We start from the raw sequence: 12268 nt of genomic DNA on the forward strand, positions 1-12268 counted from the left end.
TTGTCGACGTGCCTTTACATCAAGCATAAATATTTTATACAATTATAACTATATATCCTAATCGGAAAATTTTTAACAAGGTGGACAACAAATGGCGAAAGAGCAAATATTGACGCCCGAAGATGTATTCGCGCTAGTCAAAGCATATATGAACGATGAACATGTTGCCTTTGTAAAGAAAGCTTACGAAGTAGCAAATGAAGCACATAAAGAACAATCACGCAGTTCAGGTGAACCATATATCATACATCCAATACAAGTTGCCGGCATTCTTGCGGAACTCCAAATGGATCCAGATACCGTTGCTGCTGGTTTTCTTCATGATGTAGTGGAGGATACGACTGTAACACGTGAAGATCTGGTAAATGAATTTAGTGAAGAAGTCGCAATGTTGGTTGACGGGGTAACAAAACTCGAGAAAATTAAATATTTATCCAAAAAAGAACAACAAGCTGAAACCCATCGAAAAATGTTTGTTGCCATGGCACAGGATATCCGTGTTATTTTAATCAAGCTTGCTGACCGACTTCATAATATGCGGACTTTAAAACATCTATCTGCTGAAAAACAAAGACGTATATCGAATGAAACCTTAGAAATTTTTGCACCACTTGCTCATCGCCTTGGAATTTCAAAAGTTAAATGGGAGTTGGAAGATACAGCATTACGTTACTTAAATCCTCAACAATATTATCGTATTGTTAGTTTGATGAAAAGAAAACGTGTTGAACGTGAAGCATATTTAGAAAATGTGATGAATGAAGTAAGGTCACAACTGGTCGATGTCGAGATACATGCAGATATTTCGGGACGACCGAAGCATATCTATAGTATTTATCGAAAAATGGTATTACAAAATAAACAATTCAATGAAATCTATGATTTACTTGCCGTACGCGTGCTGGTAGATAGCATTAAGGATTGTTACGCTGTCCTGGGAATTGTACATACATTATGGAAGCCAATGCCTGGTCGTTTCAAGGATTATATAGCGATGCCGAAGCAAAACCTATATCAATCGCTTCATACAACAGTTATTGGACCATATGGAGATCCTTTGGAGGTACAGATTCGTACGCGGGATATGCATCAAATCGCTGAGTACGGGATTGCAGCACACTGGGCATATAAAGAAGGTAAATCTGTTAACGGCGAAAAAGAAACGATCGACCAAAAACTAACTTGGTTCCGTGAAATCCTGGAATTTCAAAATGAATCTTCCAATGCAGAAGAATTTATGGAATCATTGAAATTCGATTTATTTTCGGATATGGTCTACGTGTTTACACCAAAAGGCGAAGTGATCGAACTCCCGTCGGGTTCGGTTCCAATTGACTTTGCGTACCGTGTGCATTCAGAAGTCGGAAATCGAACAATTGGTGCAAAAGTAAACGGGAAGATGGTTCCATTAGATACGCCTTTAAAGACTGGCGATATTATTGAAATTCTGACATCCAAACAATCCTTCGGGCCAAGTCGGGATTGGTTGAAGTTAGCCCAAAGCTCCCAAGCAAAAAATAAAATCAAGCAATTTTTCAAGAAGCACTTACGTGATGAAAATGTCGTCAAAGGTAAAGATTTGGTCGAGAAGGAAATTAAATCACAAGATTTTGACGCTAAAGAAGTGCTTTCCGCAGAAAATATAAAACGAGTACTAGAAAAGCTTAACTATACGAACGAAGAAGATTTATATGCTGCAGTTGGTGTTGGAGGCATTACTGCCCAGCAAATCGTAAACCGTTTAGCGGAGAAGAAAAGAAGAGAACGTGAACAGGAAGTTGCCCTGGAAAAAATCGTAAAAGAGATGCAAAATAATCAGGCAAAGAGAAGTCGAACTGAATCGGGTGTAATCGTGAAGGGAATCGAAAATCTGCTTATCCGATTATCACGCTGCTGTACACCTGTTCCTGGAGATGAAATTGTCGGATTTATTACAAAGGGCCGTGGAGTTTCTGTCCATCGTGCAGATTGCCCGAATATTGAAGAGGGCGAGAATGCAGATCGTTTAATCGAAGTGGAATGGGAACATAGCGAGACACCGATTCGAAAAGAATATCCAGTGGATATTGAAGTTTCGGCATTTGACCGTCCAGGCATTTTAAACGATGTTATGCATGCTGTAAGTGAAGCTAAAACGAATATTTTAGCCGTAACCGGCCGAGCAGACCAGGATAAGATTGCTACGATTCATCTAACGATCTCCATTTCGAATATTTCCGCTTTGCATAAAGTGGTGGAAAGAATTAAACAATTACCTGATATATATTCAGTGCAACGTGTAATAAATTAATAAGTCCGAGGTAGAAAAATGCGAGTAGTAATTCAAAGAAGCAAACAAGCATCAGTTGCAGTCGAAGGTCAAATAACCGGTGCAATTGAGTCAGGATACGTCTTATTGGTAGGATTGACTCATGACGATACACTGGAGGACGTAAAATACGTAGCAAAAAAAGTCGCGGAGCTTAGACTTTGGGAAGATCATGACGGCAAGATGAACCATTCGATTGTAGAAAATGGTGGGGCAATTCTATCTGTATCGCAATTTACTTTATACGCAGATACGAGAAAGGGAAGAAGACCAAGTTTTATTGATGCAGCAAGACCTGAAACTGCACTCCCTTTATGGGAGGCATTTAACGAAGAGCTGAAAAATACTCATAATTTAAAAGTAGAGACGGGTGTTTTTGGAGCAATGATGGATGTATCATTAGTAAATGATGGTCCTGTTACAATCATCGTCGAGTCTAGACCAAAAGAATAATGCCAAAAGGAGGTTGACTGAAGGGCTGTCAAAGTACGACTCTTTAGGATCAACCACTTTTTTTAATTCATAAAATGGAAAAAGAGGCATCCCCTAATTTTCGGGTTAGCCTCTTTTCATTATGGTTCTAGTTGTGCATCGAAGTAATTTAAGATCCCTTGATAAATTCCCAAAGTTGCTTGCTCGTGATAAAAGTCGGTCGTCACAACACTTTCCTCGCTTGGGTTACTTAGATAGCCTAGCTCAATTAATATTGCTGCTTGTTTGTTTTCGCGTGTTACCAAATAATTCCCTGGTTGAACTCCCCGATTTCGAATTGTAACCTTTTCAGAAAGTCCTTCATGGACATATTCCGCCAACTCTTGTTGATAACCATTTGTATAATAAGTGGTGAAACCAGATATCGAACTATCATCGGTTGCATCATAATGGATACTGATAAATGCGTCCGCAGCATACTGATGTGAGATGGACACCCTTTTTCTGAGGTCCACATAGGTATCCGATTCACGGGTCAGTATAACTTCGGCACCAGCAGAGCGTAATTTGGATTTCAGTAATTCAACCGTTTTTAGGTTAATCTCTTTTTCTTCCGTCCCACGGGCACCGGTTGTTCCTTTGTCATTACCACCATGGCCTGGGTCTATAACAAGGGTCAGACCTTTTAGCGTTCCTTTTTTACGTTCTTCCTTTTTTTGGGATTCTTTTCCCTCGTCTACTATGGAATTTGTATTTCCATCATCTGAAACGACCCAATTTGCCACATAGGCAGTTGTGGTTTTATCAACTTCCACCTTATACCATTCACCCTCGGTTGAAAGGATATTATACTTTTCTCCTGCGTCTGCGTGAACGACTACATTGGAAGAAGTGGATGGTTCATCACGAAGGTTTGTGCCATTATAGATGATTGTCACAAAAGGACTTTCGGTTTCAATCGTTTTTTCCGACTCCGTAGAAGTGAGGATTTTTTCATTCACTTGAAATGACCCGTAAAAACTATATACCCAACCTTCTTTTTTACCAAATCGAATTTTTACCCAATTGTTATTTCTCTCAAGAACATCGTATTGTTCACCCTCTTTCGCTGTACCAAGCTTCTTGGAGGATAAATCGGGTTTTTTTCGTATATTTACTACATCTACTGCAATAGTAAATAGATTCGGGTCAATCTTAACGTTGGTTTTTTCTTTTCCATCTTCATTAGTATCTGTCGTTTCTTCCTCAGAGGGATGGCTTTGTTGGTTCACTTCGTTTTTCTTGATTGTTACATAGTCTGTAGAAACCCATCCCAAGGCGCCATTAAATGAAATTTGGACCCAATTTGCCTCGCTCTCCAGCACTTTTGCCTCGTCACCAGTGTTTAACTGACTTAAAACAGGGGATGATACGGATGGTTCTGCCCGTAAGTTTAAATGGTCCACTTGTGAAATAACGGAATGAGTTTCGGTGTTATCCCCATTAGAGGAATCACTCGCCTTTGTGGCAGATGTTAGCCATGAAGCTACCCAACCTTCCATATCCTTCGTTTTTACATGATACCAATCATCCTGTTTCTCGATAAATGTAAGGCCTTGTCCTTCCTTTAAGGTCTCCATAATCGGATAGGATAACCCCGGACCTTCTCGTAAGTACAAAATATCTGCGGAAACGACTAAATCGGGCTCTTCACTTGAAGCAAAAGCTGATTTTGTTTCATATGTATAAGGAGACAGCAATGAAATAAGTAATATGAAAGTAATCCAGAATTTTAGCGATTTATGATACATTCATTATCTCCTTTCCAAAGAATTCTAATCATGGGCGTTAACCCGATATATACTCTTTTCATTTTAAATTCAAATAGACAATAAAATCTACACTTTTTTGAAAATAGTTGACAAATCTGCCATGACACAATTAAGATAGGATATATTATATAGAACAATGAATGCCATTGACCAAGCAAGTAGAAATTACCTCTGTAGACAAGAGAGGGAAAGACTAGGCTGAAATCTTTCCTGCTGCATGTAGTGACGAACAACACTTGAGAGGCTCTTTTTCGAAAAACAGCAATGTCTAGTAGGGAAAGACGGAAACGGCCGTTATCCGTTTACGAGAGGATGTACTTTAGTGTACATCAACTAGGGTGGAACCGCGGAAGTTAATATAAGCTTTCGTCCCTTGCAATATGCAAGGGACGGGAGCTTTTTTATTTTTTCCAAAAAAGTCCGCAAATCAATAAAGAATGAGAGGGGCATATTAATGGCTTTTAAAGTACCAAGAGGAACCCAGGATATTCTGCCTGAACAAACGCCGAAATGGCAAAAGGTTGAATCGATCCTGAGAGAATTAACTCACGTTTATCGTTATAAAGAAATTCGTACACCTATTTTTGAGCAAACAGAGTTATTTCAGCGAGGAGTAGGGGACACAACGGATATCGTTCAAAAAGAAATGTACACATTCGAGGACCGTGGAGGACGTTCATTGACTCTTCGTCCGGAGGGGACAGCATCTAGTGTTCGTGCTTATGTTGAACATAAATTGTTTGGTAATCCAGACCAACCAGTCAAGCTTTCGTATATGGGACCAATGTTCCGGTATGAACGCCAACAAGCAGGTCGTTATCGACAATTTGTACAGTTTGGAGTAGAAGCCATTGGCAGCAGTGACCCTGCAATCGATGCAGAAGTTATCTCACTTGCAATGGACATTTACCAAACAGTTGGTTTAAAAGATTTAAAATTGGTCATAAATTCTCTTGGAGATAAAGAAACAAGAGAGGCACACAGATCGGCCTTGATAAAGCATTTTGAACCTAGTATCAGTGAATTTTGTTCCGATTGCCAAAATCGTCTAGCGAAAAATCCTTTACGTATTCTAGATTGTAAAAAGGATCATGATCACCCATTGATGAAAACTGCCCCGGCATTAACGGATTATTTAACACAATCATCTGCTCAATATTTTGATCAAGTGAAAAAATACCTGGATGTGCTGGGCATCACTTATGTAGTTGATCCAAACTTAGTCCGTGGCCTGGATTACTATAACCATACAGCTTTTGAAATCATGAGTACTTCCGAAGGTTTTGGAGCGATTACAACACTGTGCGGCGGTGGCCGATACAATGGATTAGTTGAGGATATTGGCGGACCGGATGCACCCGGAATCGGTTTTGCAATGTCGATTGAACGTCTGCTTTTAGCTTTGGAAGCCGAGGGAGTAGAGTTGGATCTGGAAGATCGTCTGGATGTCTTTCTTGTCGCGATGGGTGATGAAGCGAAATTAAAATCTGCCGAATTAATCAGCTCTTTCCGTACAAAAGGGATTTCGGCCGATATGGATTATGCAGATCGAAAAATGAAAGCGCAAATGAAGTCAGCTGACCGACAGGGTGCAAAATATGTACTGGTTATTGGCGAATCAGAGCTCGAAGAAATGAGCGTCAACGTCAAGGAGATGGAAACAGGAATACAAGAAAAAGTTCCATTCCCTGAATTAGTGAATTACTTATTAAAACATAAATAATCAATTGGAAGCAAATTGGAGGAAAGATAATGGCTCAGAGAACACATGCATGTGCTGAAATAAGTGAACAACAGCAAGGTGAAAAGGTAGTTTTAAAAGGATGGGTACAGAAACGCCGTGACTTAGGTGGGTTAATCTTCGTGGATGTACGTGACCGTAGTGGAATCGTGCAAGTCGTATTTGGAGACGAAGCAAAAGACGCATTGGCGGTTGCAGAAAAAATTCGCAACGAGTATGTAGTTGAAATCGAAGGCACTGTTGTACTTCGTGATGAAAGTCAAGTCAACCCGAACATTGAATCCGGAAAAATTGAAGTAATCGCTTCCTCCATCAACATTATCAATGAAGCAAAAACACCACCTTTTGCAATCGATGATAAAGTGGAAGTATCAGAAGATATTCGTTTGAAATATCGCTATTTAGACTTACGTCGTCCGGTAATGTTCAATACGTTCAAATTACGCTCAGATATTACACGTTCGATTCGGAACTTCCTGCAAAACGAAGGTTTCTTGGAAGTAGAGACACCAATCTTGACGAAATCAACTCCAGAAGGTGCACGCGACTACTTAGTGCCGTCCCGTGTACATGAAGGCGAATTTTATGCATTGCCACAATCCCCACAATTGTTTAAGCAATTACTAATGGTTTCAGGGTTTGAGAAGTACTTCCAAATTGCTCGATGCTTCCGGGACGAAGATTTGCGTGCAGACCGTCAACCAGAATTTACACAGGTTGATATTGAAACATCATTTATGTCCATGGATGAAATTATTGAAATGAATGAGCGCTTAATCCAGAAAGTGATGAAAGAAGCAAAAGGTGTAGACGTACAGCTTCCATTCCAGCGTATGCCATACAAAGAAGCAATGGCTCGTTACGGTTCAGATAAACCGGACGTTCGCTTCGGCCTTGAACTTGTTGGGCTTTCAGAGATCGTCCGCGTTTCTTCATTCAAGGTATTTGCACAGGCTGTCGAGTCAGGCGGCGAAGTAAAAGCAATCAATGTAAAAGGAAATGCGGACAAATACTCTCGTAAAGATATTGATGCATTGACAGAGTTTGTTAAGATTTACGGTGCAAAAGGTTTAGCTTGGTTAAAAGTAACGGACGAAGGCTTGAACGGTCCGATCGCAAAATTCTTTGAGGGTGAAGTTGCCGAGAACTTAATCAATGCAACAAATGCTGAAAGTGGAGACTTGCTATTATTCGTAGCCGACTCATCCGATGTGGTAGCAGCGAGTTTAGGTGCTTTACGAAATAAATTAGGAAAAGAACTAGAATTAATCGATGAATCTGTTTATGCTTTCCTATGGATTACTGATTGGCCATTGCTTGAGTACGATGAAGAAGCAGGCCGTTATACAGCTGCCCACCATCCGTTTACACGTCCGTTTGAAGAAGATATCGATAAAATGGAAACAAATCCGGCGGAAGTACGTGCACAAGCTTACGATATCGTATTGAATGGGTACGAATTAGGCGGGGGATCATTACGGATTTACGAACGTGACCTTCAGGAAAAAATGTTCAAATTACTAGGTTTCTCTCAAGAAGAAGCACAAGAACAATTCGGATTCCTACTAGAAGCATTTGAATACGGAGTACCCCCACATGGAGGACTTGCATTTGGTTTAGACCGATTTGTTATGCTACTAGCAGGCCGTACAAACCTGCGCGACACAATCGCATTCCCGAAAACAGCTACAGCAAGCTGTTTACTTACTTCAGCTCCAAGCGAAGTATCGGATGCGCAATTACAAGAATTAAGCTTGGCTGTTACAAAGAAAAAAGAAGATTAATTTAATTTAAATGACGCAAATAGCTGTTTATGAATTTAGCCGTTTGCGTTTTTTTTTGTACGATATTGTAGTCTGCGAGTAGCCATATCGTGAACATGAGAAGGAATGAAAAACTGTTAAAAGTCTATGAGTAGCAAGATCACGGTCAATGAAGGAAAAGATAAGCTGCTACATTTCCATCAGAAAGATTCTCTATACGTTATTCTTAAAAAGTAAAATCCATAATCCTAAAATAGAGCTGTAAAGTACCTATTGTTAAGATATCTTAATTACCAAACAAGAAGCATAATTTTTTCCATATCGGTAATTCTGTATCAAAAACAAATCCCCTAATATAATTTTATTAGTATAATGAAAGTTCCCTTTTAACTCATAGTCTTTAGAAATACATTAACAAGAAAATGAGACAAATCTACCATTAGTTGTTGAAAAAGATTTTATAAGAAAAAAATTTAATATTTTTACTAATACATATTGAAAATTCAGATAATTATTGTTATTATAGATTTAACACGAATCCTAAGGTGTTTGTGAAGCTTATTTCACTGTTTTGACCGAACAACAAATCGTTGGGAATTCATATTTTGCTTTGGCGAACAAGCCCTGCAAACGGATGAGGGAAGTTTAAAGAAGTAAAGAGGGTACCCACCTGTGAATAAGCGGGTTCAAAACGATGCTTTCCATGCTTACGGCATTTTGGGATTCGTCATGCCAAAACTCTCCTAACAGTTTAGGAGGGTTTTTTATTTATCAATGTATACTTTCTTAGTCTTTTGATTCAAATTTACAGTAAGGATTCCGTATGTTATAATTCCGAGTAGTATAATATAGATTGAGAGGCATACAATTATGTTACATCAGTTTTCAAGAAATGAATTAGCCATTGGAAGCGAAGGACTTGAGAAACTAAGAAATACGACAGTAGCTATTTTAGGGGTCGGCGGTGTAGGTTCCTTTGCTGCTGAAGCATGTGCTCGAAGCGGTGTTGGTCGAATCATTCTAGTGGACAAGGATAACGTGGATATAACGAATGTAAATCGTCAGTTAGTGGCTTATCTTTCAACAGTTGGTAAATCGAAATCAGCTGTTATGAAGGAGCGTATTGCTGATATAAATCCCGATTGTGAAGTAATCGATATGCATATGTTCTATACAGAAGAAACATACGAGAACTTCTTTGCGCAAAATATTGATTTTGTGATTGATGCATCCGATACAGTGATGTACAAAATCCACTTGATGAAGGAATGCTTGAAGAGAGGGATTCCGATAATTTCAAGTATGGGTGCAGCGAACAAAATGGACCCTACCCGATTCCAGATCGCCGATATTTCGAAAACACATACTGATCCATTGGCGAAAGTAATTCGGACTAAGCTTCGCAAAGAAGGGATTACCAAAGGGGTTATGGTGGTTTTTTCTGATGAATCACCAATTGTCGTTCGTCCTGATGTTGTGGAAGAAGTAGGAAATCCAAATGCTCAAATTCGTAAAGCAAAAATGCCGCCTTCATCCAATGCGTTTGTCCCATCTGTTGCAGGTTTAATTGCAGCAAGCTGGGTCATCAACCAGATTTTAAAAGATGTAAAAATTACAAGAGTCAACGATTAATTCAGAAGGAGGTGTCTAGTTATAAATAGACACCTCCTTTCTTTATCCAATCCAAAAAGGAGAGAGAGCATGAGTGAAGTTCTAGAGGTTGAATATAGAGGGTTAAATATACTGGACGAAATTAGCACTGTGGAAATCGCATTAGATTATCAACACAATGCAATCCATATCTACGATAGAAATGAAGTGGTCGAGCCTGAATTTAATTTTTCTACAAGAAAGTACGAATTGAGTGAAGGGTTTTTTAAAATGGCTAAAGTATTGTATAATAAGCGATTTTTTGAAGTCCCGAGTCAAGCAGTGGAACAATGGATTGATGAAAGGATTTGGGTTTTTTATGGATCAAAAAAGTCTATTTTAAAGTTTGATAAGGCTGGCGTGATTGAGATTCCCAAAGATATATTTGGGAATGGAAAACAAATTCCTGGAGGACATCCTTTATATAATAAATATGTATTGAGAGTAATATAAATGATTTTGCTTTTCTTGAATAATAGATTTCGACAATTTTTACATTAAAAAATTCTGAATATAGAAGCGGAATTATCTCAAAAAAGAAACTTTTTTACATGAATATCGCATTATTTCGGTCAATTTTTAACTTCCCTAAAATTATGCCGACAAAATTGTTATAGTATTCTTACCTTTTTATAAGGGATGCAATGGGGAGGGGATTTATAAATGTCGACTAGAATTCCTATGGAGACTGCGGTAAATTTACTAGAGATGAAAGAGCAATTGGATGAGGTAGTATTTAATTACATTGATACGCAACAAAAATGGGAAGTTGCTTATTCCAAACTGGATTCATTATTGGAAAAAGTAATCAGTTATTACGAAAGCTACATGAAGGCGAATGGGGACAAGCCGAAGGAAAATACGACTGCGAACTTATTGCTGACTATGTCATACAAATTAATCTATTTCCATACGATTTCCAACTACCATTTAGAAGAAATGAATCAAGTTGAAAGTAAGGACCAAACTTTAGAGTTATTAACACTGGCTGCTAATTGTATTCCAAATATACAAAAAGAAAATCATGGAGAGGTTTTGTATGAGATTGCGAAAAGCTATGAAGAAATTTCGCAAGAACAAGGCACTCAACAAAAATTTGTAGATAGAATCCTGGAACAAAATAATAGAATAACGGATTGCTTTGCTTCATTTTCGAAAGCAGCAGGTCTATTGTTGAAATAGATTGTCTGAAAGGCAGAATCGCATTTTTGTGATTTTGCCTTTTTTTTACATAATACATATTCCTCATTTTGCAGTTTATCGTAGCAAGAAGGTTGTTATTTTTATGAAAGATTGTCCTTTATATAATACATAAACGCTAACTAACCTAATTTATTCAATCTTATTATAAAAAATAAGAGTTTACAAAAATGCTTCAGGAATTGACTCTTTACAAAAGTCCTACGTTTTACGGTCTAATACGAACATCTATTTTTACAAAATTGGTCGAAAGTATAGGATATTTTATTAAAAAAATCTTCAATAATTTGGTATATCTACTCTTTTAAGGATTTAGCATTATGACTATAATGAAACAAATGTTCTTTTAAGGGGGTATGAAAATGGTGGATACTCAATTTAAGAACCCGTTATTAAAAGCGTTTCTGGACGAATTGGAGCATTTGGAACTTTATCAACAATATTGTAAGTCACCAAACGAATGGTTAAAGAAACTGATTGATGAACGGTTTATGCAATTTTATATTCGAATTCGTGCGATTTCCTATTTTTCTAAAATAATTTATTTCACAGCTCGTCATTTTGATATGGAAAGGAGAAAATATGAAAAGCGGTACGTTTTGACTTTAGATGGATCTAGCAGTGATGGAAATGGAAGTAAAAAAGAAGGTACAAGTACATTAAAGGAATTGATTGTGGATGAATCGGCAACAGTACACTTTCCTGATAAGTTGAATGATGAATTAAACCAGTATATCCAACATCCTTTGCTCTATAAAGCAGTACAATCATTGAATAAAAGACAACAACAGATTTTATTTCTTGCCTACGTTTTGAATATTTCCGATACAGAAATCAGCAAAAAGTTGAATGTCACGCAGCAAGCTATATCAAAATCCAAAAATAACGCTTTAGCGAAAGTGAGGCGATTGATAAATGCTTGATGAACAATTCATTAACTTAATCAGCAACAACGGTTTTCCGATTGTCATTTCCATTTACCTATTGCTGAGGTTCGAAAAAAAGATTGAATGCCTGGAACAATCCATTCAAGCATTACGATACGAAGTGGATAGATCAAAGGATAAGGAGTGATTCCTATTAAAGATTATATTTCTCCTTTAGAGTTAATAGAGCTTCTTAAGCCAAAAATTAAAAAAGAATTAAACCAAACTGATCCAAAAAATCGCGATGATCTGGAACATGAAATCATTCTTAAAATTTTAGAAGGTCTAAAGACTAAAAAATTCCAAAGGATTCCAACGTTTTTCGAACTACTTGAAAAGGAGCGACATCAAGAATAGAAATTGGAGTGCTTGAACTTAACTGAATGAATACACATTTATAAAAAGGGGTTTAGGACCATTAAATCACAACCCTTTTA

At 37.8% G+C, this 12268-nt stretch carries 11 protein-coding genes, 1 other RNA gene and 1 other annotated feature; of the genes, 11 read left to right on the top strand and 1 reads right to left on the bottom strand.

The window, feature by feature from the left end:
- Positions 1-91 precede the first annotated feature (91 nt).
- The gene (locus QYB95_RS13530) at positions 92-2290 is read left to right on the top strand and encodes a RelA/SpoT family protein (protein WP_301138867.1); all 2199 of its coding nucleotides are present in this window, start codon (positions 92-94) and stop codon (positions 2288-2290) included.
- A gap of 18 nt (positions 2291-2308) precedes the next feature.
- On the top strand, positions 2309-2761 hold the full coding sequence (gene dtd, locus QYB95_RS13535; RefSeq protein WP_301138868.1) for a D-aminoacyl-tRNA deacylase: 453 nt from the start codon (positions 2309-2311) through the stop codon (positions 2759-2761).
- A gap of 119 nt (positions 2762-2880) precedes the next feature.
- Here the strand turns inward: dtd and QYB95_RS13540 are convergent, their stop codons facing one another.
- A complete protein-coding gene (locus QYB95_RS13540; RefSeq protein ID WP_301138870.1) occupies positions 2881-4530 on the bottom strand; it encodes an N-acetylmuramoyl-L-alanine amidase family protein in 1650 nt (549 codons plus the stop codon).
- A gap of 158 nt (positions 4531-4688) precedes the next feature.
- Positions 4689-4928 (top strand) — a binding site (T-box leader).
- Positions 4929-5005: 77 nt separating this feature from the next.
- On the opposite strand from QYB95_RS13540, the gene hisS reads away from it, so the two are divergent.
- From hisS to QYB95_RS13585, 9 genes are all read left to right on the top strand, one after another.
- Positions 5006-6274 carry a histidine--tRNA ligase gene (hisS, locus tag QYB95_RS13545; protein WP_301138871.1) on the top strand — a complete coding sequence of 423 codons (1269 nt, stop codon included), beginning with the start codon at positions 5006-5008 and terminating at the stop codon, positions 6272-6274.
- 29 nt (positions 6275-6303) lie between these two features.
- Positions 6304-8076 (top strand): aspartate--tRNA ligase, encoded by a 1773-nt coding sequence (aspS, locus tag QYB95_RS13550; protein WP_301138872.1) that lies wholly within the window; start codon positions 6304-6306, stop codon positions 8074-8076.
- A gap of 513 nt (positions 8077-8589) precedes the next feature.
- Positions 8590-8783, top strand: a non-coding RNA gene (gene ssrS / locus QYB95_RS13555) — 6S RNA.
- A gap of 142 nt (positions 8784-8925) precedes the next feature.
- On the top strand, positions 8926-9687 hold the full coding sequence (locus tag QYB95_RS13560; RefSeq protein WP_301138873.1) for a tRNA threonylcarbamoyladenosine dehydratase: 762 nt from the start codon (positions 8926-8928) through the stop codon (positions 9685-9687).
- Positions 9688-9756: 69 nt separating this feature from the next.
- The gene (locus QYB95_RS13565) at positions 9757-10158 is read left to right on the top strand and encodes a hypothetical protein (RefSeq protein ID WP_301138874.1); all 402 of its coding nucleotides are present in this window, start codon (positions 9757-9759) and stop codon (positions 10156-10158) included.
- Positions 10159-10368: 210 nt separating this feature from the next.
- Complete coding sequence (locus QYB95_RS13570; RefSeq protein ID WP_301138875.1) at positions 10369-10887, top strand: hypothetical protein; 519 nt, start codon at positions 10369-10371, stop codon at positions 10885-10887.
- Positions 10888-11267: 380 nt separating this feature from the next.
- A complete protein-coding gene (locus tag QYB95_RS13575; RefSeq protein ID WP_301138876.1) occupies positions 11268-11828 on the top strand; it encodes a sigma factor-like helix-turn-helix DNA-binding protein in 561 nt (186 codons plus the stop codon).
- Positions 11821-11979 carry a YvrJ family protein gene (locus QYB95_RS13580; protein ID WP_301138877.1) on the top strand — a complete coding sequence of 53 codons (159 nt, stop codon included), beginning with the start codon at positions 11821-11823 and terminating at the stop codon, positions 11977-11979. Before QYB95_RS13575 ends, QYB95_RS13580 begins: the two co-directional genes overlap by 8 nt.
- Positions 11976-12188: a hypothetical protein gene (locus QYB95_RS13585; RefSeq protein ID WP_301138878.1), complete on the top strand. Its 213-nt coding sequence runs from the start codon at positions 11976-11978 to the stop codon at positions 12186-12188. Before QYB95_RS13580 ends, QYB95_RS13585 begins: the two co-directional genes overlap by 4 nt.
- Positions 12189-12268: the final 80 nt, after the last annotated feature.

The organism is Ureibacillus aquaedulcis (assembly GCF_030418165.1).
Classification (GTDB): Bacteria; Bacillota; Bacilli; order Bacillales_A; family Planococcaceae; genus Ureibacillus; species Ureibacillus aquaedulcis.